Origin of the sequence: Siphonobacter aquaeclarae, assembly GCF_900103285.1 — a bacterium.
Classification (GTDB): Bacteria; Bacteroidota; Bacteroidia; order Cytophagales; family Spirosomataceae; genus Siphonobacter; species Siphonobacter aquaeclarae.
Map to the genome: position 1 here is coordinate 217,480 of NZ_FNGS01000003.1, position 21,340 is coordinate 238,819.

The window sequence follows — 21,340 nt, forward strand, 5'->3', positions numbered from 1 at the left end:
GGGTTGTCACTACGTCGAAAATACACAACTCAACGCAAAGTCATGAAAACACGAACCCTGAAAACCTTTTTGTACATTCTTCCCCTTCTGTTTGCTGTATCCTGTCACAAAGATTCCGAACCTTCTCCCGGCCCGAATAGCTGGAAGTACCAGCGTATTGTCGACAAGTTTCTACAGGCTGGCGCTACAGGTGTCAGCGTAACCGTCATTTCTCCGCAGGGTACCTGGACCGGCGCCGGCGGGAAGGCCGACGTCCAGGGTAATACGGTTCTGAAGCCCGAAAATACCCTTCGCATCGGCAGTATGACCAAACTATTTGCGATGGCAACGATCCTGAAATTACAGGAAGAAAAAGTCCTGAATATCAAGGATAAAATCAGCAAGTACATCCCCGCATCCATCACCGGCCGGATTGCCAACGGCAACGACATCACGATCGAACAATGCCTGAACCATACCTCCGGTGTGGCCGAATACCTGACCGAAGACGTATTCGTCGGCATCATGAACGGGACCATCTCCCGGTTTTCCGCCGAGCGCAATCTCCAGTTTATCTACGACAAGCCCGCATATGCCACTCCCGGCAAAGGCTCGAAGTATTGCAACTCCAATTACCTGCTGCTTTCGTCCGTCATCAGTCATGCGACCGGTAAACCGGCCTACGATGTGGTCCGGGAAAAAATCATCACTCCCCTCAACCTGAAAAATACGTTCCCGGGTACTGCAACCCCGACCACCCTCACCAAAGCCTATTACAGCGAAGCGGAAAACGGTTCGAACGCCGCCGATGTAACCGCTCTGGATAACGCGGCGGTAGGTGGTGAAGGCGCACTCGACGGGGGTATGATCGCTACATCCGAAGATATTGCCCATTTTCTGGAAGCGCTGCTGACCGGTAAAGTACTGTCGGCCAGCTCCCTCGCGCAAATGCAGACCTTCCAGCCCATTAATCCCGAAGACCTGACAGAGGACCTGCTCTACTACAAAGGCTATGGACTGGGCCTGATGAAAATCGAAACGAACAAGGGTACTGCCCTCGGTCACGACGGCCACGTCCACGGTTTCGTCGGCAAAGCCTTCTACCTGCCTTCCCAGAAAGTAACGATGGTGATCCTGCTCAATAGCTGGTCCCCCGCGGCGGTGAAGGTGTTGAATGCGAAGGAGACGTTTGATTTGTTGTTTTAAGGCGATAAGCCGTAGGCTTTAAGCTATAGGCTCGCATTCGGTGGCGAGCTGCTTATAGCTTAAAGCCTACAGCTTAAAGCCGATTGCTTAAAGCCGAAAGCCGACCGCCATCTTCACGCCCCCGGCACCTTAAACCGAAACGTGCTGCCATAGCCGAGGCCTTCGCTTTGGGCGGAAATGCTGCCGCCCTGGGCTTCGATGAAGTCTTTGGCGATAGCGAGGCCAAGACCTGTGCCGGTTTTGCCGTGGCCGTCGGGTATCTGGAAATACCGGTCAAAAATGCGCGTGATGTACTGGGCTTCAATACCCCGCCCTTTGTCGGTAACGGAGAATACCACGCCGTCCTTTTCCAGGGTAATAGTCAGCGAAACAGTACTTTGCTCGGGACTGTACCGGATAGCGTTGGTCAGGAAATTAATGAGTACCCAGGCTGTTTTTTCGGGATCGGCGAGTACCGGTACCGGCTGGTCGGGCAGGGCGGCGTCGAGTATTACCTGCTTCTGGCCGGCGGTACTCCGCACGCTGTCGAGGGCGAGGGAGACGATCCGGCGGGCATCCACCGGCCCGATCTGCAACTGAATATTCCCGGTTTCCACCTGGGATAGTTCCAGCAGTTCGCCCGTGATGCGCAGCAGGCGCTGGGTATCTGCCTGGATACTGGAGATGAGCTGCTGCTGGTCGTCGTTGAGCGACCCCACGCGCGAATCTTCCAGCAATTGCAAACTCATCTTGATCGCTGAAATAGGCGTTTTGAGTTCGTGGGAGACCGTCGCGATGAAATGCGTTTTGGCTTGGTCGAGGTCATGAAACCGGGTGACATTCCGGAGCAGCAATACCTCGCCGATGGGCTTGTCGCCGCTCCGTACGACCTGCGTTTCCCGTGTGAAAAAGGCTTCCTGGCCATCCACGACAATCTTGAGCTCGTCCCGTTTTTCCTGCAAAAGCGTCCGGAGAAGATCGTTTCGCACGGCTACATCGGGCGCGTATTTCCCGACGAGTTCCGGCTCCTTCATCCCGAGCAGCGACAGAGCCAGGTCGTTGACAAAGAGAATAACCCGCTTTTCATCCAGCCCGATGATGGCTTCCGGCATCGAGGCGATGACGGTTTCAATGCGTCTTTTCTCAAACTGAAGCTTGGCCAGGTTGCTGTTCTCCCACTGATCCAGTTTCTGCGCCATGGTATTGAAGGCCTGGGCGAGTTCGCCGAACTCGTCGTCCGACCGGTAGCCCAGCCGCGTGGCGTAGTTCCGGGCGGCTACTTCCTTGATTTTTTCCGTGAGCTCCCGGATGGGGTTGGCGATAAAAGAAGGGACGTTGATGGCGAGGGAAAAGGTCACCAGGATACACAACGTCGCAATACACGTCAGCAGCACCAGCGCGGTCTGCGCGGTATCCTGTGCCGTTTTATTTTTCCGGAAGATGGCCTGCCGGTTGAGCTCCGCGATGCGGTGAAGCGGCTCCCGCAGGGATTTCAGCGGGAAAAACTGGCTCGTATCCTGCTTCCACCGGTCGAAACCCAGCCGGACGCGGCGGGAAAGATCGTTCTCGCCCACCTCGGTGCCGTTGTGCTCCTGCCGGGCGAGCGATTGCTCGAAGCGGTCGTAGTCCGTCGTCGGCAACCCCGCCTCCCGGTCGTCGATAAACTGGTTCATCTGTTCGACGTACTCGAGTGACTCGTAGTTGGCCTTCAGAATGTCCTGGGAGTCGTTTGCCAGTTCCCGCAGAAAATAAACGCCCAGTCCTCCGAGCATCGCGACTACGAGGAACAGAAACCAGAATCCCAGGGAAAGCTTTGCCTTCAGTTTCATGATAATATAATCAGGTCGATATCCGATTCCCCGAGCTTTTTCAGCAACCGGTTGAAGAGGCTGGTCCGCAGAATAACCTGAAACAGGCTGATATGCGGTTTCCCGATGCAGACGGTGGTAATGGCGTATTTTTCGGCAGTGGCGGTGATGGTACCGGCGATGTCCGCTTCGTGTACCTGAATGACCTCCGCGCCCAGCTCCGTTGCGAGCTTGAAGTTATTGATTAAATGCCGCTGCAAGGCCAGGGGTATGTTGTTTTGATTCTCCCGCGGGGTGTGTACGTAAAGCAGGAACCACTGCGCGTGGTAGTAGCTGGCGAGGCGGGCCGTTTTGCGGATAATCCGCCGGGCCGTCTCATGCGAGGAGCTGACACAGGCCAGAAAACGCTCGGGAGCCGCCGTACCGGGCAGCTCCTGCTCGATTTTCCGCTCCACCTGCGACGCTACTTCCCGTAGGGCAAGCTCCCGCAGTTGCAGGATTTTTTCCGACTGGAAGAAGTTCTGGAGGGCCTGGGCGACTTTTTCAGGATGATAGATCTTGCCTTCCCGGAGGCGGGTGATGAGCTCATCGGCCGTAAGGTCGATGTTGACTACTTCGTCGGCGGCGTGCAGTACCTGATCCGGTATCCGCTCCGAAATCCGGATGCCGGATATCCGCTCGGCTTCTTCATTGAGGCTCTCGAGATGCTGGACATTAACCGCCGAAATCACGCTGATGCCCTGATCCAGGATTTCGAAGACGTCCTGCCAGCGCTTTTCATTTTTACTTCCGGGAATGTTGGTGTGGGCGAGCTCGTCGACCAGCACCACCTCCGGCCTTGCTGTCAGAATGGCGGCGAGGTCCATTTCTTCCAGCTCTTTTCCCTTGTAAAAAACACGCCGGCGCGGAATGACCGGAAGCCCCTCTACCAGGGCTTCCGTTTCTTTCCGGCCGTGCGTTTCTATAAAGCCGATCTGTACATCCACCCCGTTGCGGAGCAGGGTATGCGCCTCCTGGAGCATCCGGAAGGATTTCCCTACGCCGGCACTCATCCCGATATAGACCTTGAACTTGCCCCGGCGGGATCGTTGGAGGAGTTCGAGAAAGTGCGAGTTTTCCATTGATCAGAACGAAAAACAGAGAGAGGTTTTCAGACTGGTATTCGAAGAGGCCACCCCGCCATCTTTCTGGAAGACAGCTTCTTTGCTGTTGAGTACCCGGCCCTCCATGCGCGCCAGTACATGGTCGGTGAAGCGGTAGTCGGCATTCAGAGAGTATCCCCAGACCGCAAACGGCGCCGGTGACGAAATGATAACTCCTTTTTTATCCTGATAGTACTCCACCCGGCCTGCCAGCGCGAGGCGGTCGGTCCACTGATACCGGACAATGGCGATGGGCGAGTACCAGGCGTCATAGGTGCTGCTGCCCTTGCTTTGCTGCTGGATACCGATGTCAAAGGCCGCCGTCACGCCCCAGCGATCCGATAGTTTGACGACGGCATACAGGTTGTGAAAATACCGCATCTGCCGGGTGGAATCCGGCTTGTCGCTGCCGATGAAACTGCTGGAATTCAGCGTTACCTTGTCGTTTGGCTTGAATTGTACCTGCCAGCCGAAGGCCGGCGTCTGATTGCCGGAGACGCGTTGAATGCGCTGCCAACCGTTGAGGTACAACGCGCTGAACTGCCAGTTTCCGGTGGCATAGGAGAGCTTCGCGCCGGCTTCGTAGTAGGGGGAGTTCTCGGCGAGCAGACTGCGGCTCAGGGTCCAGTTATCTTTTCCGACAGCACTTTCAAATCCGATGTGGGAAGGCATAATCCCGGCGTCGAGCCAGAGGTCTTTCGCCAGGCGTACGCCCACGTTTGCCTCCCATACATGCCGGAGAAGTTCCGGTTCGGCAGCGAGGTTATACTGGGCATAGGTCCCGGCCATGAGACCGATGTTCCCCCGGATGCGGTCGGTCTGATACGCGGCCTTCACCATAGCCAGGTTCAGGTTCAGTTCGTTGTGCCGGTTGAAGTTGTACAGAAAGCCGTCGCTCAGGTGGTTGGTTGGCCGGTTGAAATCGTAGTTGTAATACACTTCAGCATAGCCGCTGAAGGTCAGGGAAGAATCAGCCTGAGCCATCGCCGCCTGCGAAACGCCTGCCAGCAGGCAGGTAATACCCAACATTCGGAGCACTTTCATAATGGGAAAAGAAGAAAATTCAAGCGAAAAAAGCGACTTATAAAGCAAGATTCAGTTCGAGTACATTGACCGTAGCGACGCCGCCGATAGCCGAACGGCTGGTATGCGCTTCGACCAGTTTTTGTAATTTTTCGGGTGAAACACCGCGCAAACGGGCGATACGCGGTACCTGAACAAGCGCTGCTTCAGGCGAGATATCCGGATCGAGGCCTGAACCGGAAGCCGTGACGAGGTCGGCAGGTACATCCGACCGTTTGACGCCGGGATTATGTACCAGGAAAGTATCGATCCGCGCCTGTACTTCCTTCAGGTAGTCGGGGTTGGACGGACCTTTGTTGGACCCGGCCGATCCGGCCGCATTGTACCCGACGGCAGAGGGCCGTCCCAGAAAAAAGCGCTCGTCCGTGAACGACTGCCCGAGGAGCTTCGCGCCTACGACCTGGTCGCCTTTTTTCACCCATTCTACGTTGCCGCCGGTAGGACTCAGCTGAGCCACTGCCCAGACAATCGCAGGATATACCACACTAAAAAAGAGAATCGAAAAGGCGGTCAGCTTCAGCGCCGGCCAGAAATGCGTTTTCATATCCGGAAAATTTAAAAGAAGAGGGAAACGACCAGGTCAATAATCTTGATACCGATAAAGGGTACTACCACGCCGCCGAGGCCATAGATAAACAGGTTACGCCGCAGGAGCGCACTCGCTCCGATCGGCTTATAGGTAACCCCTTTCAGCGCGAGCGGAATCAGCAGGGGAATTACGATGGCGTTGAAGATAACAGCTGAGAGAATAGCCGACTCAGGGCTGTGCAATCCCATGATATTCAGCTTCTGCAAACCCGGTATGCTGAGGATGAACAGCGCGGGAACAATGGCGAAGTACTTCGCGACGTCATTGGCGATGGAAAAGGTCGTCAGCGTACCGCGCGTCATGAGCAACTGCTTTCCGATTTCGACGATTTCGATGAGCTTGGTAGGATCGTTGTCGAGGTCGACCATGTTACCGGCCTCTTTCGCCGCTTGAGTACCGGAGTTCATGGCTACTCCCACGTCGGCCTGGGCCAGCGCCGGCGCGTCGTTGGTACCGTCGCCCATCATGGCTACCAGCTTACCCTGCGCCTGTTCGGTACGGATGTACTGCATTTTGTCTTCGGGTTTGGCTTCGGCGATGAAGTCGTCCACCCCTGCTTTCCGGGCGATATACTCGGCAGTCAGCGGGTTGTCGCCCGTCACCATTACCGTTTTCACGCCCATCTTCCGGAGGCGTTCAAACCGCTCCTGCATACCGGGTTTGATGATATCCTGGAGTTCGATGACGCCTTGTACGTCTTCGTTGCGGGCCACAACCAGCGGCGTACCGCCGTTGCCCGCAATGGTGCGCACCCGATCACTTACTTCCGACGGGAAAGACTGCCCGTTTCGCTTCAGCATATTCCGGATAGCGTCCTGCGCGCCCTTGCGGATACTTTCACCAGACGGCAGGTTGATACCCGACGAGCGGGTTTCAGCGGTGAACTTGATGAGCTGCACACCTTCGGGGAGGGTCGCTTTCGCGCCCTGCTGGCGGGCCAGCTCAACGATAGACTTCCCTTCCGGCGTTTCATCAGCCAGGGAGGACAGCAACGCGATTTCGGAGAACGCTTCTTCCCGGACGCCGGGTGCGGGCCAGAAGTGCGTCGCGCGGCGGTTGCCAAGGGTAATGGTACCCGTTTTATCGAGCAGCAGGGTGTCTACGTCGCCCGCTGTTTCAACGGCACGGCCGGATTTGGTAATCACGTTGGCGCGGAGTGCCCGGTCCATCCCCGCAATCCCGATGGCGGAAAGAAGTCCGCCGATAGTGGTCGGAATGAGGCAGACGAAAAGTGAGATGAAGGCAGCGATCGGAATCGGCGTCTGCGCATAGTCCGCGAAGGGCTTCAGCGTCACACAGACTATCACAAAGACCAGCGTAAATCCGGCAAGGAGGATGGTCAGCGCGATTTCGTTCGGCGTTTTCTGGCGGGACGCGCCTTCTACAAGCGCGATCATCTTGTCGAGGAAGCTTTCACCGGGTTGTGTGGTGACAAGTACCTTGATCTGGTCAGACAGTACTTTCGTACCGCCGGTGACACTCGACCGGTCGCCGCCTGCTTCCCGGATGACCGGGGCCGATTCGCCGGTAATAGCCGATTCGTCGATCGTCGCAATGCCTTCGATGATTTCACCGTCGGACGGGATGATATCGCCGGTTTCGCAGAGAAATACGTCGCCTTTCCGGAGCTGGGAGGAAGGTACGGTCTTGACTTCGTTGAGGTACATTTCCCCGACGGTCTGGACGAGTTTGGCGGGGGTTTCTTCCCGGGTTTTCCGGAGGCTATCGGCCTGTGCCTTACCCCGTGCCTCCGCGATGGCTTCGGCGAAGTTGGCGAAGAGGACTGTCAGGAGCAGAATCAGAAAAACGAGCAGGTTATAGGCCAGAGAACCCTGGGACTGGTCACCGGTAAAGGCGACATACAGGGTAACGGCCAGCATGACGATCGTCCCGAGTTCAACAGTAAACATGACCGGGTTCCGGAACTGTACCCGCGGGTTCAGCTTCAGGAAGGATTGCCGGATGGCTGTGCGAACCAGTGCAGGTTCGAAAAGCCGGGTGGAGGAAGTACTCATTTCAGTGGAGGAGAGCGGAAATCGCCGCCTTCCGTTTGTTAGAGTGAGAAATATTCAGCGAGAGGACCAAGTGCAAGGGCCGGGAAGAACGACAGGGCTGCGAGGATCACGATGACCGCGAAGACCATGATGCCGAAGGTTCCGGTGTCGGTACGGAGCGTACCCGCCGATTCGGGAATGTATTTTTTGGAAGCCAGCAGACCGGCAATGGCCACAGGCCCGATGATGGGAAGAAAGCGGGTGAGGATCAGGCAGATACCGGTCGAAATATTCCAGAACGGATTGTTATCGCCGAGGCCTTCAAAGCCCGAGCCGTTGTTTGCGGAGGAAGAAGTAAATTCATACAGCATTTCGGAAAATCCGTGGAAACCGGGGTTGTTGAGCCAGGCGGTTGCGTGATTCGGCTGTCCCTCCGCATTGACAAACCACCAGCCCATGTTGGCGTCGGCCGAAGCGAGGTAGCTGGCAATCGCCGTACCGGTCATGATCATCAGCGGGTGAACGAGGGCGACGATCATCGCGATTTTCATCTCGCGGGCTTCTACTTTCTTACCCATGAATTCGGGCGTCCGGCCAACCATCAATCCGGAAATAAATACCGCCAGAATGATGAAGATGTAGAAGTTGAGGATACCCGCGCCGCAGCCTCCGTAAAAGGCGTTGGTCATCATACTGAGCAGCTCCATCGCGCCGGAAAGCGGCATGGTACTGTCGTGCATGCTGTTGACTGAACCGGTGGAGATAACCGTGGTGATGATGGACCAGTACGCGGAGGCCGTCGCGCCGAACCGTACTTCCTTCCCTTCCATCGCGCCGTGCGTTTGTGCGATACCGAGGCGGTCGATCGCCGGATTTCCCTGGATTTCACTCCAGACCGTCGGCGCAAGCAGCAATAGAAAACCGACCGTCATTACACCGAAGACCATGCGGCTGAAGCGGCGGTTCCGGATGTAGAAGCCCATCGCAAAGATCATTCCGAGGGGAATGACCGTCTGTGCCAGTAGCTCGACGATCATCGTCAGGTAGTTCGGGTTTTCGAGAGGGTGTGCGGAGTTGGCGCCGAAATACCCGCCGCCGTTGGTACCGATGTGCTTGATGGCAATCATCGCCGCGGCCGGTCCCTGGGATACCTGCACGGTATCGCCCTGAAGCGAGGTATACTCGGCCTTGCCGACGAGGTTCATCGGCGTGCCGTTGAATACCAGCACGATAGCGACGATAAGCGAAAGCGGCAGCAGTACCCGGGTACAGGATTTCAGGAAGAAATCATAGAAGTTACCCAGCTCCGTCGTTTGCCGGTCCCGGATCGCTTTGAAAATCACCACAGCGGCCGCCATACCTGTTCCGGCAGAAACAAACTGCAGGAAGTTGAGGCAGAAGATCTGGCTGAAGTAGGAGACGCCCGTTTCGCCGGAGTAGTGCTGAAGGTTACAGTTGACGAGAAAGCTGATCGCCGTATTGAAGGCCAGGTCCGGCGTCATGTCCGGGTTGCCGTCGGGGTTCCAGGGTAGCCAGCTTTGGTTGGTCAGGACGAACATCGCCCACAAAAACCAGATGAGGTTGATCGTCAGAAGGGCCTTGAGGTGGTCTTTCCAGGTCATTTCCCGGGAAGCGTCGATGCCGGAGGCCCGGAAAAACAACCGTTCGATCGGACCGAAAACCGCATCCAGGAAAGTGGATTCGCCTGCGTAGAGACGGGCCATGTAACGGCCGAGCGGAATGGAAAGGGCAACCGTCATGGCGAAAATGAACAGGATGCCCAGTAGTTCAGTAGTCATTTTCTAGAATTTTTCAGGCTTTAGCAGCACATAGATCATGTAGCCGAAGACCAACAGGGAAAGAAAGAACAGAGCGGAAAACATGGCGATCAGATTTTTTCGAAGTATTCGACCGATTTGAAAAAGAGCCAGAAGCAAAACAGGCCCAGCAGCAACCAGAGAACAGTGAAAAGCATGGCGTGATGAATTGGTGATACATGCCGGAAGAAGAAAGGCACATGCCATGTCGAAAAGAAAAACATCAACACGCTGAATATCAGTGTATTGTGTAATTGTTCGCCGGATATAAAACAAAAGAACCCTTCCAAAACGGAAGGGTTCTTTTTCATTTCGGCAGGATTAGCGGACCGTCAGCTGGTGTTCTTCTATTTTCCGGTAGAGGGTGGTGAGCCCTATTCCAAGCAAACGTGCCGCTTCGGTTTTGTTGCCGTGGGTATGCTGAAGGACGCGCTGGATATGCACGCGTTCAAGGGTAGCCAGGTCGTAACTATCTCCGGCCGGCGCCTGTCCGGGGCTGAGCGAAAACGGCAGGCTTTCCGCCTTGAGTACCCCGTTTTCATTCAGGATCAACGCCCGTTCGATCACGTTGCGCAGCTCCCGGATATTTCCGGGCCAGGAATGGCCGGATAGCTGCCGGAGAAAAGCCGGTTCAATTTCCCGGAAGGGTATCCGCAGCCGGGCGGACAGGGTACGCGCCAGACCCTCCGCAAGAAGGGGCAGGTCGCCGGGGCGCTCCCGTAACGGGGGCAGTCCGATCTGGAAGACGGACAGGCGGTAGTACAAATCCGGGCGGAATGTACCGGCCTGGCTTTCTTTCAGCAGGTCCCGGTTGGTGGCGGCAAGGATGCGGACGTTGACTTTCGTCGGTCGGGTGTCGCCGACGCGCAGAAATTCCTGGGTTTCGAGGACGCGGAGGAGTTTGGCCTGGAGATCGGCGGACAGCTCCCCGATTTCATCCAGAAAAAGAGTTCCGCCGTTGGCTTCTTCAAAAAGGCCTTGTTTGTCTTTGGTTGCTCCGGTGAAAGAGCCCGCCCGGTGGCCGAACAGTTCGCTTTCCAGCAACTCCCGCGAGAACGCCCCGCAGTTGATAGCCAGAAAGGTTTTGGCTCTCCGGCTGCTCTCCCGGTGGATGGCCTGGGCAAAGAGCTCCTTGCCCGTACCGGTCTCGCCGATGAGGAGGACGGTTGTATCGGTCTGGGCGACGCGCCGCGCCAGGTCCCGTGCGCGGACAATCTCCGGCGAAGTACCCTGAATATCGTCGAGTGAAAAAAGTGCACCAGCGACCTGCTCTTCCAGCTCCCGGACGCGCGCCTGGAGCTGTGCCTTTTCGAGTGCTTTGCTGACCACGGTGACAATGCGGTCGTTGTCGTCGCCTTTGACGAGGTAATCAAACGCCCCGTTTTTCATCGCCAGGACGCTGTCGGGAATGGTTCCGTAGGCCGTCAGCAGCAATACTTCTACCGCAGGATGCGCGGCCTTGATTTTAGCTACTGCTTCGATGCCGTTGCCGTCTGGCAGCCGGACATCCAGCAAAACCACCCGTACCTCCGGAGATTTATCGAGCAGCGCGACGCCTGTGCGCAGGCTTTCGGCCTCCAGAACCTCGTATTGTTCCAGGCGAAGCACCCGGGCCAGCAGGGTCCGCAGCCGCGTCTCATCGTCGATAATCAGGAGGGTGCTTGTCATGGTGGTGAGTATGTGGGTGCAAAGAAACAGGCGGAGTTCAGTTTTCGGTTTTCAGTTTACAGTTTTCGGTTGAAGTCTGCCAACCGAAAACAAAAAGAGAGAGCCTTGCTCACCAGCAGGGCTCTCTCTTTCAACTAACTGAAAACCGAAAACGATAAACTGAAAACCGAATTACTTACTGTTCTGCGGCGTCAGCAGTTCAAAAAACTGGTCGAGTTTCGGCGTGAGGATGATTTCGGTGCGGCGGTTTTGCTTCCGGCCGGCAGCGTTGCTGTTGGAATCCTTGGGAACATATTCACCCCGACCGGCAGCCGTCATGCGATCCGGCTCGACGTTGAATTTCTGCTGAAGCAGGCGGACAACAGAGGTCGCACGCTTCACAGAAAGATCCCAGTTATCCTTGAAGAGTTCGGTCGAGATCGGAGCGCTGTCGGTGTGGCCTTCGACCATCACTTCGAGTTCCTTGTGGTCGTTGATGACGCGGGCTACCTTGCCGAGTACTTCTTCCGCGCGGGCTGTTACGTTCGCCTGACCCACCTGAAACAGGAGTTTGTCAGAAATAGACACATATACAACGCCTTTCTTCACTTCTACGGTAACGTCTTCGTCATTGACGTTGGCCAGCGAGCGCTTGAGGTTCATGACCAGGGTCATGTTGAGTGAATCCTTGCGCTGGATGGAGTTATTCAGGCCCTGGATGTACTTGTTCTGGTTGTCAAGTGCTTCAAGGGATTTCTTGATACTTTCAGCACCTTGCTTGGACACAACGGAAAGATCCGCCATGCGGTCGAGCAGGCCGGAGTTGGTCCGCTTGAGGTAATCAAGCTGATCCTGGAGTTCTTTTACCTGATTGCCTTTGGCAGCCAGTTCGGTAGCCTTGGAATCGAGTTGAGACTGCAGAGAAGCAGATTTTTGCTGGCAGTCACCGAGTTCGACGCGGAGCTTTTCAGACAGGCGTGCGTTTTCGGTTTTAAGGTCATTGACCTGCGCTTGCAGTCCGGCGGCTTTTTTCTTGCTGACGCAGGAACTGGCGAGTACTACTGTGGACAAGAGAACGCAATACGCGATGTGTTTCATGATCCTTGCTTAAGGGTTAACGAAATAAGATAGGGTGTTATATGTCAGAAAATCGTGGAGTTCGGAAATGACGCGACAAATATACCATCTGAGGCGTTAGGATTTGCAGGCGGCGCGGCCCAAATTGACCTGTACCGGCCTGTTATAGCCGTCTTCCATCAGGAATACGGCGCTTCTCCCGAAAAATACCCTCAACAACTCCGAAAAGTCCTACGACTTTCTGCGGACAACCGGTAAAAAAACTGACCGGGGAATAACATCCCGGTCAGTCCATCCCAATTTTCTATAGTACTAAATGAATTCCTAAAGTTCGCCGGTTGCTTCTGCCCCGGCGAAAGCGGCGCATTAGAATTTTGTTAGAATTGTCAGTCTTCGAGATCCGTCATCGTATGGTAATTATGCCGGTTGAAGAAACGGTAGATAATCGGGAAGATCAGCAGCGTCAGGATCGTCGCCGTAATCAACCCGCCGATTACGACAATCGCCAGCGGCTTCTGCGTTTCCGAGCCGATCCCGTGTGAAATCGCTGCCGGAAACAAACCGATTGCCGCCATCAGGGCCGTCATCACAACCGGCCGTATCCGGGATTTTACACCCTCCCGGATAGCAGCGTCGAGCGGCATCCGCGCAGCCAGATTCCGGCTGAACACCGAAATCAGCAAGACCCCGTTCTGCACGCATATCCCGAAGAGCGCGATAAACCCTACCCCCGCCGATATCCCGAAGTTGATACCGGTGGCGTGGATAGCCAGAATACCCCCGATAAGGGCAAACGGAACGTTCATGAGTACCAGCCCGGCGTCTTTCGCATTTCCAAACGTGATAAACAGCAGGACGAAGATCCCGATGAGGCTGATGGGTACCACCAGGCCCAGGCGGTGCGTGGCGCGTACCTGGTTTTCAAATTCGCCGACCCACTCTACCGACGTACCCTTGCCGAATTTCACATGCTCCCGTACCCGCGCCTGCGCTTCGGCGATGGTGCTGCCGAGGTCCCGCCCGCGAACGGAGAACTTCACCCCGATAAACCGCTTGTTGTTTTCCCGGTAGACAAACGCCGACCCGGTAATTTTCCGGATACTGGCGATTTCCCGCAGGGGAATTTTGCCGCCCTGCAACGTCGGTACCATGAGCTTCATGATGTCTTCCTCGGTCTGACGGTACGGCTCCTGGTACCGCAGGCGGATCGGGAACTTGCGCTCGCCTTCGTACAGGATCGAAGCCGTTTTTCCACCGATCGCCATTTCAATAACGGCCTGGGCATCGGCAGTAGTGACGCCATACAGCGCCATTTTGTGATCATGCAGCAGCACGCTGATTTCCGGCTGGCCAACGTTCCGGATAATACCCAGATCGCGGATACCCGGTACCGTGCGGATGGCTTTCATGACTTCGTCGGCATAGGTTTCCAGTTCCGGAATATCCTGTCCGAAGATCTTCACCCCGTTACTGGCCTTGTAGCCGGCGACGGCCTCGGCGACGTTGTCGATGATCGGCTGCGAGAAGTTATAGGTAATGCCGTCAAACATCCGGAGACGTTTGTCCATCTCATCCGTCAACTGCTCAAAGGAAATCGGACGGGTCCATTCCTCCTTCGGCCGCAGGTCTACCTGAAACTGCGTAAAATAGAAGCCGTTGGGATCGGTACCGTCGTTCGAACGGCCTACCTGCGACAGTACCTGCTTTACTTCCGGAAAGGATTGCAGTTCCCGGCGGATATCTTTCGACAGCTTCACGCTTTCCGGCAGGGACATACTCATCGGCATCTCGGCCGTTACCCAGAGGGCGCCTTCGTTGAGCTGCGGAAGGAATTCGGTACCGAGGAAGCGCGTCGAGAAAAAGGTCAGCCCCATAAACGCAAGCGCCAGAAACAGGGCAAGCTTTTTCCGTTTGTAGCACCACTCAAAACCAGACGTGACGATCCGGTCGAAAAACAGCACGATGGGGTTATGTTTTTCCCGGACGTTTTTCCGCAATAAAATGGAGCAGAGTACCGGGACGAGCGTCAGGGTGTATAACAGCGCCCCCAGCAAGGCAAAACCCAGCGTCCAGGCCAGCGGACTGAACATTTTTCCTTCTACTTTCTGGAAACTGAAGATCGGCAGCAGGGCGGTAATGATAATCAGTTTCGAAAAGAAGACCGCCTTGCCCATCTCGGAACCGGTCTTTTTGATAAGACCGAGCTTGGATAGCTTGTTGAAGCGCTCCATACCCCGCTGGTGCGCCAGGTGATCGAGCGAGACGAACAGCCCTTCCACCATCACCACGGCGCCGTCGATGATGATCCCGAAATCTACCGCGCCCATCGACAACAGGTTTGCCGACATACCCTTCAACCGCAGGCAAAGGAAAGCGAAGAGCAGCGCCAGCGGAATGATGATGGATACGATGAGGGTCGTCCGCCAGTCGGCCATGAAGACAAACACAATCACCGTTACCAGGATAATCCCTTCTGTGAGGTTGTGAAGAACGGTATGCGTACAGAATTCGATGAGGTTATCCCGGTCATAGAACGTGACCATTTTCACGTCCGGCGGCAGGACTTTGGTATTGAGTTCTTCGATCTTGGCCTTTACCCGGGCGAGTACTTCGCTGGGGTTTTCGCCTTTTCGCTGGACAACAATACCTTCCACAACGTCGTCATCCCGGTTCAGACCTACCTGCCCTACCCGCGGCACGTTCGATTCCCGGACGTCTGCCACGTTTTTGACCAGTACGGGGTTTCCGCCGGCGTATTCGACGATGATGTTCTCTATGTCCGGAATGGAGTTCAGCAACCCGATCCCGCGCACCACATAGGCCTGTCCGTTTTTCTCGATGACATCGCCCCCTACGTTGACGTTACTGCGTGTCACGGCCTGGTAAACTTCCAGCGGCGTGATATCATACTTGGTGAGCAGCGTCGGGTTGACCTGTACTTCATAGATCTTTTCCCGGCCGCCGAAGGCCACGACATCCGCCACGCCGGGTACGCTGCGCAGTTGCCGGTCGATCACCCAGTTTTGCAACGTCAGCAATTCCCGGCTGTCCCGCTTGTCGCTTTTGAGGGTATACCGGAAGATTTCGCCGGTCGGGCCGTAAGGAGGTTGTACGTCCGGTTCGACGCCCTCCGGCAGCGAGACGGTCCTCAGCTGGTTATTGACCTGCTGTCGCGCAAAAAAGTCCTCTACGTCGTCTTCAAAGATGATTTTGATGACCGAAAGTCCGAACATCGTGACACTGCGGACGTTCGTTTTTTTCTGGACGGAGTTCATGGCGACCTCGATCGGGACCGTCACGAACCGTTCTATTTCTTCGGCGCTGCGCCCGTTCCATTCCGTCACCACGATAATCTGTGTGTTGGTGACGTCCGGAAAGGCTTCCAGCGGTGTATTGAGGTAACTGACCACGCCCGAGATAATGAGCAGGCCGGTCATGAAGAAAACGAAAAACCTGTTTTTGAGGGAAAAACCGACGATTCCCCGAATGAATTTATTCATAGTCTGGCAGGAAAAGAACGCGCATCAGTCGTTCAGGGCGTCGTAAATCAGCAACTGGTTTTTCGAAATGATGCGTTCTCCGGCCTTCAGGCCTTCGCGGATATAGGCGCGGTCACCGAGGGACCGGTACACTTCAATGGGCCGGGTTTCGACGTTGGAGCGGGAATGGAAGACCATTACCCAATGCTTGCTGCGCTCGAAAATGATGGCACGGGAGGGAATCGCCAGCATACTTCCTCCTTCGAGAAACTGCAGCTTGACCGTCGCATGCATCCCCGGCTTGAGCTTATAGCCGGCGTTCTGAAGGCGTATCCGGACCGTCATCGCTTTCGTTTCGGGGTCGAGTACGTTGAAGACCTTGTCTACTTTTCCGTGGAATACCTCTCCCGGATAGCTGAGGATACCGATCTGGGCTTCCATCCCGAGCTTTACCTGTCCGATATCGCTTTCGTTGACGTTGGCCAGTACCCAGACATCCGACAATTGCCCGATCGTGAACAGGCTCTCGGAGTGATCCGAACGCAGTTGCATTTCGCGGTTGATTTTCTTCTGGATGACGAACCCGTCGATCGGGGATTTTACCACATATGAACTGGTTTTCCCGAGTCCGTAAATCCGGAAGACTTCTTTGATGCGGTTGAGCTCGGCCTGGGCGTTGTCGACTTCCTTTTGCGCGGAGTTGACTTCCCGCTCGGGTGCGAGCTTGCTTTCAAACAGCTCCTGGGTGGATTTCAGGTTCTTTTGGGCGACGAGCAGATCGGCCTGTGCCTGGATCATCTGCCGTTCAAAATCGGCTACTTCTCCGGACCGGATCAGGGCCAGGCTCTGCCCTTTGCGGACGTAGTCGCCGAGCTCGGCATTCACCTCCTCGACATTACCGCCTACGAGGGGAAAGACTTCGATGACTTTGCTTTCATCGGCTACGATTTTTCCGACCAGCATCAGTTCATTCCGGATGGGTTCATCGGCGACCGAATCGAGTACGATCCGGTGCATCATCGTGTCCGACAGCATAAATGCCTGGGCTTCCTCCGCCGGTTTTTCAGATGACTGACAGCCGACGGTTCCTGCCAGACCTATTACCAGCAGAAGGACGGGGTATTTCATTGCTTGTTGTTTGATTCGTTAGTGAAACAGTTCTTCGCCGACGGTGAAGTTCAGTTCTTCGTAAGCTTTGATTCGGGTAGCTTGCAGGCGGTTGTACTCGCGGATCGTTTCCTGATAGGTTTCAACGAAATCCACGAATTCGAGCAGGGAAATATTCCGTTTCCGGAAATTCTCATACATCCCCTTGCTGAGCTGGTCGAGGGGCTCTGTCAGGCGCTGGCCTGTGCTGGCCTGCTCTACCTCTTCTACCTTGCGGACGGCCGTGACTACTTCATTTGCCAGCTCTATTTTCTTTTGATCGAGGAGCTGGCGGCGGTAATCGACATGCTGCCGTGCCGCCCGGATATTTCCCTGGTTTCGGTTGAGCAGCGGAATCGCGGAGGACACAGAAATACCTACATAGTTGTTGATATAGCTGCCCGCCTGGTCATACGTGGCGCCAACCTGAAGATCCGGGACGGCCTGGGCTTTCTCGAGCGACAGGCCCAGTTCTGCCTGCCTGGCCAGGGATTCGGTTACGTGCAGGTCCGGGCGGTTGCGGAAAGCCCGGGCTTTGAGATCGTCGGCAGTAAAGGGGCCGAGCCGGTAGCGTGCCAGCCGGGTACTGTCCGAGACAGGGAGGATGTATGCCTGGGTACCGAGCAGGTTGCGGAGTACCCGCTGGTTGTCGGTGAGCTCAAGGTTAATTTCCGTCCGGTCGTTTGTCAGCTGAAAAAGCAGGGCTTTGAGCCGGACGACTTCCTTGAGCGAAATATTGTTCCGGGCAGATTCTTTTTCGAATGCCTCGACGGTTTCCCGGAGTACTGTAATCTGCTCGGAAAACCGGCGGATGGTCCGCATCAGAAACAGTGATTCGAAAAAGCGGTCGCGTAATTCGAACTTCAGCGTGCGCATCAGTTCGGCAAATTCGTATTCGGTCAGGCGCGTCGCCTCCGACGCGAAAGCGACCCGTTTATTTCGCTTTCCGGCGGTGTAAAGAAGCTGCTGAAGCGAAATGATTTTTTCACCTCCCTTTCCGACATCAAGCACGCGGGAGCGGTTGCTGTTGTACGTACTGAGTTCAACAGAAAGTGTCGGATTATCCCAAAGTCCCGCTTGCAGTTCGAGCGCTTTGGAAGCATTGATCCGGTAATGTTCGGCCAGCAATAACAAGTTGCCGCGGAGAAAAAGGCTGTCGGCCTCATTCAGACGAACCCGTAAGGTATCCTGAGCTTTCAGCGGCAATGCCGCAAGAGTCAGACAAAGCAAAAAAACACAACGCATGGACGCAGTAAAATGGAGGGACAAACTTAGCCCCGTCAACGGATGCGGACGGTTTCGCAGACATTAAAAGTTCATTAGAAGTAATGGCGGGAATTTTAACCCGCTTTTAATCTCGTATTCTGAAGATAGATGGCCGGAAAAATAAAAAAAGCAGGACCCGCGGAGAGCCCTGCTTTACTATTGCTTGCAGCGTTGTCTTATTCGTCGTCGGAAGCGGAACCGTCCCGGGGAGTTTTTTCCTTCAGGAGCAATTCATAGCCGCTGACTTCTTCGTATTCGAAAGGCTTAATCTCAAAGGTGTAGTCGAGTGTAGCGTAATCGATACCCATTTTGTGGAGGATAGGCCCCAGGGGAATTCCGTGGCCACGTCCACTTTTTGCGATGGCAAAAGCTTCGGCATCATCATTCGCCGCTTTTACCAGGAAGAAAGAACCGACGCCTCTTTTCCGCTCTTCGGTTCCGACGCGGAAACGGCTTGTGGCGGGGTCAGCGGCCAGTAAATCAAGCACCGCGGGAGAGAGTAACAACTTTCCTTTTTTGGAAATGGAAGTCGTCAGAAGGTCTTTCGATTTGGTCTCTTTTTTCTTTTCCTCCACATTGTCGTTCGGAGAAAAGAAACGAATAGCTTTTTTCTTCATGATAAATTAAGTTGCTGCTTGTGATTGAGAAACAAATATGTGTTTTCGCAACTAGAAAACAAACGACCCAATCTTGAAATTTAGCGTACGAGCGGAATTAAATAACGATTTTCTGACAAAAATAAACACCCGGTAGCAGTTACGTTTGCCGGATTGGAGGACCCGAAAAACCCGATATGGGTTGGCATGCAGCGAAATCAGGGCGATCAGTCCTGTTTCTTTTTTGATTTGCCTTTCCTTGATAAAAGCCAAGGATAATAACGTATATATTCCGTATAAAAAGCCCCGTTCACCTGCCCGATTCCGGGGGATATTCCGGATTGAAAGAACGTATTTCCTGCCGGAAAACGCGAAGAAAGCAGGAGACAGAAAACGGATTTCCGGCGGGGTACAACGGAGGATTTTCCGGAAATACCCGGGTAAAAAAGAAAAAAACACCGGCAAACAGGGTTGCTTTGACCGGAACCGGGAAGAAATCCTGCCCGGTGGGAAAACCCGTTTCTCCGCAGACGAAATGCCTGAAACTGTTTATCTTCACCCGGTATTTCAGAACCCGCCGGTTTCGGAGCGTCTTTCCAACCAAGCCTATGAGAACTCTTTTCTGGAAGTCACGTATTCTGCTTTTAGTGGTAACCGCATTCGTGGTTGCCTGTAAAAATGGAGGAGATCCCGATCCTTCTGCGTCCTATCAGTACCTGGTTGAAGCCAAACAGGTAGCCAGCCTGACAAAAGACCAGGTGGCCTCACAAGTTGCCGCGGCTAATCCGATCTTTTCAGGACTGGTGCAGTTCGGCGTCACCACTTACCGGATTACCTATAAGACCAAAAATGCCGACGGAACGGAGGTAATGGCGTCAGGCGCCCTGGTCGTTCCGGCCACGCAAAACGCCGTCCCGATGGTCAGTTACCAACACGGCACGATTACGTCAGATGCCAGCGCCCCTTCGTACTTTTCGGCTACTTCCGGAATGGACGGGCAATTGGTTATTCTGATGGGATCTGTCGGTTACATCACCGTAGCGCCTGATTACATCGGCTATGGTGTGTCGAATACCCTTCCGCATACGTATGAAAGCCGCCAGGGGCTGGCGCAGGCCAGCCTTGATCTGCTTCGTGCCGCGAAGGAATTTTTTGCTGGAAAAAGCGCCTGGGATAACCGCCTCTACCTGACGGGCTATTCCGAAGGCGGATATGCCACCATGGCGCTATTGAAAAAAATGGAAGAGGAAGCACCGTCGGAATTCAACATCCGGGCGGTTTCGTGCGGGGCGGGCGCTTATAATAAGACGTCGTTCATGAAGCATCTCGTGAATGATACCGGGACGACACTGGCCGCATATAATCGGCTGTATGTCTGGGTATTGATGACGTACAACCGGATATACGGGCTGAACCGGGCCCCGTCCTATTACTTCAAAGAACCCTATGCTTCCCAGATTCCGGCTATTGTCAATTCGGCGGCAGACCTGGACAATGTCACCATCAACGCGAGCCTGAATACGGCCTTCACGGATTCGTTCCGGAAAGGATTGAATGACGGGACAGATACCGCGTTTCTGAACGCCATCAAAGACAACGATATCTACGACTGGAAGCCCAAATCCACCTTGCAGTTGTATCACGGTGATGCCGACGAGCTCGTTCCGTTTTACAACTCCCAAAGCGCTTACGACGCGATGAAAGCCAGGGGCGCCGCAAACGTCGAACTCATCACGATGAAGGGAAAGACGCATACCTCCGGTATTACGGAGTATGCAACGGGTACACTGATTCTGTTTACGTCGGTGAAGTAACAGGTCAAAACGAAAAAGGAGCCTCCCGTAAGAGAGGCTCCTTTTTTCCTAACCGTTATTACTTATTTCACCGGAGGAAGTCCGTGTTTTTCTATCATTTCCCGGGCATGGGTGTGTTTTTTAGGGAAAAGGACCTTGCCCGCATACATCTCATCCAGTGCATGATCAATAATGACCTTGCCGTCTGATAGCCGCTTCGGTTGCTCTGCCTGAGTTTTCATGATGTAATATTCATCTTTTCTTGTGAATTACAAACGCTTCGTAGTTAATATTCCCTTCAAAGGGTCTCCATGTGCCTTCCGCGAGGCCCCACAGAGAGAAGTCTCTCATTATCAGAGAATGGTATTTCCTGAGTTTGCGCTGATAGAGCCACGTTCTGGATGCCGTCAGCCCCTGAGCGTAAACACTGGCTTCGGGGTTTTTTGATCAGAAAGTCTTCAACGGCAGCAGCGACAGTGTTGAGGACCGTTTCCATATCTCCGTTATCTGAAACAACATGGTCTTTCAAAGACCCGTCTGCATCTGTATCGCCAAAAGCCAAATTGAAAAACGGAATTAATAATCCGCTGTCGTCATGAAGCTGGATAAATTCTATTTTTTTCAAAATTATGCCTTTGGGACCAATACTTTGAAATGAATAGATATATACACCGCTCTCTCCGGAGGACGCCGATAAGTCATAGCTGTTTTGCTGCATTGTGAGTTGCAAGGGCTTACC

Annotated in this window: 17 protein-coding genes and 1 pseudogene; 2 read left to right on the forward strand and 16 right to left on the reverse strand. The window is 54.5% G+C overall.

Translation table 11 applies throughout. From position 1 onward, the window contains the following. Positions 1-42 precede the first annotated feature (42 nt). Positions 43-1,185, forward strand: coding sequence for a serine hydrolase domain-containing protein (locus BLR09_RS08125; RefSeq protein ID WP_093200239.1), 1,143 nt, complete (start codon positions 43-45; stop codon positions 1,183-1,185). 113 nt (positions 1,186-1,298) lie between these two features. Here the strand turns inward: BLR09_RS08125 and BLR09_RS08130 are convergent, their stop codons facing one another. The 13 genes from BLR09_RS08130 to BLR09_RS08185 form a co-directional block, all read right to left on the reverse strand. Further along, on the reverse strand, positions 1,299-2,993 hold the full coding sequence (locus BLR09_RS08130) for a HAMP domain-containing sensor histidine kinase (RefSeq protein ID WP_093200245.1): 1,695 nt from the start codon (positions 2,991-2,993) through the stop codon (positions 1,299-1,301). After that, complete coding sequence (locus tag BLR09_RS08135) at positions 2,990-4,093, reverse strand: histidine kinase (RefSeq protein WP_093200247.1); 1,104 nt, start codon at positions 4,091-4,093, stop codon at positions 2,990-2,992. Before BLR09_RS08135 ends, BLR09_RS08130 begins: the two co-directional genes overlap by 4 nt. Before the next feature lie 3 nt (positions 4,094-4,096). Then, positions 4,097-5,158 carry a porin gene (locus BLR09_RS08140; protein ID WP_093200248.1) on the reverse strand — a complete coding sequence of 354 codons (1,062 nt, stop codon included), beginning with the start codon at positions 5,156-5,158 and terminating at the stop codon, positions 4,097-4,099. A 37-nt stretch (positions 5,159-5,195) separates the two neighbouring features. Beyond that, positions 5,196-5,741: a K(+)-transporting ATPase subunit C gene (gene kdpC, locus BLR09_RS08145; RefSeq protein WP_093200249.1), complete on the reverse strand. Its 546-nt coding sequence runs from the start codon at positions 5,739-5,741 to the stop codon at positions 5,196-5,198. 11 nt (positions 5,742-5,752) lie between these two features. Further along, positions 5,753-7,801 (reverse strand): potassium-transporting ATPase subunit KdpB, encoded by a 2,049-nt coding sequence (gene kdpB, locus BLR09_RS08150; protein WP_093200251.1) that lies wholly within the window; start codon positions 7,799-7,801, stop codon positions 5,753-5,755. A 38-nt stretch (positions 7,802-7,839) separates the two neighbouring features. Continuing rightward, positions 7,840-9,579 carry a potassium-transporting ATPase subunit KdpA gene (gene kdpA / locus BLR09_RS08155; protein WP_093200253.1) on the reverse strand — a complete coding sequence of 580 codons (1,740 nt, stop codon included), beginning with the start codon at positions 9,577-9,579 and terminating at the stop codon, positions 7,840-7,842. Between the two features lie 3 nt (positions 9,580-9,582). Then, positions 9,583-9,804: a potassium-transporting ATPase subunit F gene (locus BLR09_RS25935; RefSeq protein WP_218126631.1), complete on the reverse strand. Its 222-nt coding sequence runs from the start codon at positions 9,802-9,804 to the stop codon at positions 9,583-9,585. Positions 9,805-9,918: 114 nt separating this feature from the next. Continuing rightward, positions 9,919-11,265: a sigma-54-dependent transcriptional regulator gene (locus BLR09_RS08160; protein ID WP_093200254.1), complete on the reverse strand. Its 1,347-nt coding sequence runs from the start codon at positions 11,263-11,265 to the stop codon at positions 9,919-9,921. A 171-nt stretch (positions 11,266-11,436) separates the two neighbouring features. Further along, the gene (locus tag BLR09_RS08165; RefSeq protein WP_093200256.1) at positions 11,437-12,342 is read right to left on the reverse strand and encodes an OmpA/MotB family protein; all 906 of its coding nucleotides are present in this window, start codon (positions 12,340-12,342) and stop codon (positions 11,437-11,439) included. A gap of 365 nt (positions 12,343-12,707) precedes the next feature. Further along, a complete protein-coding gene (locus BLR09_RS08170; protein WP_093200258.1) occupies positions 12,708-15,821 on the reverse strand; it encodes an efflux RND transporter permease subunit in 3,114 nt (1,037 codons plus the stop codon). 24 nt (positions 15,822-15,845) lie between these two features. Continuing rightward, entirely contained in the window at positions 15,846-16,928 is a 1,083-nt protein-coding gene (locus tag BLR09_RS08175) for an efflux RND transporter periplasmic adaptor subunit (protein ID WP_093200260.1), read from the reverse strand. An 18-nt stretch (positions 16,929-16,946) separates the two neighbouring features. After that, on the reverse strand, positions 16,947-18,191 hold the full coding sequence (locus tag BLR09_RS08180; protein ID WP_093200262.1) for a TolC family protein: 1,245 nt from the start codon (positions 18,189-18,191) through the stop codon (positions 16,947-16,949). Positions 18,192-18,388: 197 nt separating this feature from the next. Next, positions 18,389-18,829 (reverse strand): hypothetical protein, encoded by a 441-nt coding sequence (locus BLR09_RS08185; RefSeq protein ID WP_093200264.1) that lies wholly within the window; start codon positions 18,827-18,829, stop codon positions 18,389-18,391. 587 nt (positions 18,830-19,416) lie between these two features. Between BLR09_RS08185 and BLR09_RS08195 the strand changes: the two genes are divergently transcribed. Next, the gene (locus tag BLR09_RS08195; protein ID WP_093201385.1) at positions 19,417-20,622 is read left to right on the forward strand and encodes an alpha/beta hydrolase family protein; all 1,206 of its coding nucleotides are present in this window, start codon (positions 19,417-19,419) and stop codon (positions 20,620-20,622) included. 62 nt (positions 20,623-20,684) lie between these two features. Here the strand turns inward: BLR09_RS08195 and BLR09_RS25480 are convergent, their stop codons facing one another. The 3 genes and pseudogenes from BLR09_RS25480 to BLR09_RS08200 form a co-directional block, all read right to left on the reverse strand. Continuing rightward, on the reverse strand, positions 20,685-20,843 hold the full coding sequence (locus tag BLR09_RS25480) for a hypothetical protein (RefSeq protein ID WP_176785492.1): 159 nt from the start codon (positions 20,841-20,843) through the stop codon (positions 20,685-20,687). A gap of 10 nt (positions 20,844-20,853) precedes the next feature. Then, positions 20,854-20,952 (reverse strand): hypothetical protein, encoded by a 99-nt coding sequence (locus BLR09_RS25940; protein ID WP_394331400.1) that lies wholly within the window; start codon positions 20,950-20,952, stop codon positions 20,854-20,856. A 70-nt stretch (positions 20,953-21,022) separates the two neighbouring features. Further along, positions 21,023-21,319, reverse strand: a pseudogene (locus tag BLR09_RS08200) (DUF6934 family protein); the annotation flags it as partial. Positions 21,320-21,340: the final 21 nt, after the last annotated feature.

What these genes read in the sequence shown, in the direction of transcription:
- BLR09_RS08160 (WP_093200254.1), bottom strand. Translation starts at nt 11,265, where the DNA reads ATGACAAGCACCCTCCTGATTATCGACGATGAGACGCGGCTGCGGACC.
- BLR09_RS08125 (WP_093200239.1), top strand. Translation starts at nt 43, where the DNA reads ATGAAAACACGAACCCTGAAAACCTTTTTGTACATTCTTCCCCTTCTG.
- kdpA (WP_093200253.1), bottom strand. Translation starts at nt 9,579, where the DNA reads ATGACTACTGAACTACTGGGCATCCTGTTCATTTTCGCCATGACGGTT.
- BLR09_RS08135 (WP_093200247.1), bottom strand. Translation starts at nt 4,093, where the DNA reads ATGGAAAACTCGCACTTTCTCGAACTCCTCCAACGATCCCGCCGGGGC.
- BLR09_RS08130 (WP_093200245.1), bottom strand. Translation starts at nt 2,993, where the DNA reads ATGAAACTGAAGGCAAAGCTTTCCCTGGGATTCTGGTTTCTGTTCCTC.
- BLR09_RS25940 (WP_394331400.1), bottom strand. Translation starts at nt 20,952, where the DNA reads ATGAGAGACTTCTCTCTGTGGGGCCTCGCGGAAGGCACATGGAGACCC.
- kdpB (WP_093200251.1), bottom strand. Translation starts at nt 7,801, where the DNA reads ATGAGTACTTCCTCCACCCGGCTTTTCGAACCTGCACTGGTTCGCACA.
- BLR09_RS08175 (WP_093200260.1), bottom strand. Translation starts at nt 16,928, where the DNA reads ATGAAATACCCCGTCCTTCTGCTGGTAATAGGTCTGGCAGGAACCGTC.
- BLR09_RS08195 (WP_093201385.1), top strand. Translation starts at nt 19,417, where the DNA reads ATGAGAACTCTTTTCTGGAAGTCACGTATTCTGCTTTTAGTGGTAACC.
- BLR09_RS08185 (WP_093200264.1), bottom strand. Translation starts at nt 18,829, where the DNA reads ATGAAGAAAAAAGCTATTCGTTTCTTTTCTCCGAACGACAATGTGGAG.
- BLR09_RS08170 (WP_093200258.1), bottom strand. Translation starts at nt 15,821, where the DNA reads ATGAATAAATTCATTCGGGGAATCGTCGGTTTTTCCCTCAAAAACAGG.
- BLR09_RS08140 (WP_093200248.1), bottom strand. Translation starts at nt 5,158, where the DNA reads ATGAAAGTGCTCCGAATGTTGGGTATTACCTGCCTGCTGGCAGGCGTT.
- BLR09_RS08165 (WP_093200256.1), bottom strand. Translation starts at nt 12,342, where the DNA reads ATGAAACACATCGCGTATTGCGTTCTCTTGTCCACAGTAGTACTCGCC.
- kdpC (WP_093200249.1), bottom strand. Translation starts at nt 5,741, where the DNA reads ATGAAAACGCATTTCTGGCCGGCGCTGAAGCTGACCGCCTTTTCGATT.
- BLR09_RS08180 (WP_093200262.1), bottom strand. Translation starts at nt 18,191, where the DNA reads ATGCGTTGTGTTTTTTTGCTTTGTCTGACTCTTGCGGCATTGCCGCTG.
- BLR09_RS25480 (WP_176785492.1), bottom strand. Translation starts at nt 20,843, where the DNA reads ATGAAAACTCAGGCAGAGCAACCGAAGCGGCTATCAGACGGCAAGGTC.
- BLR09_RS25935 (WP_218126631.1), bottom strand. Translation starts at nt 9,804, where the DNA reads ATGGCATGTGCCTTTCTTCTTCCGGCATGTATCACCAATTCATCACGC.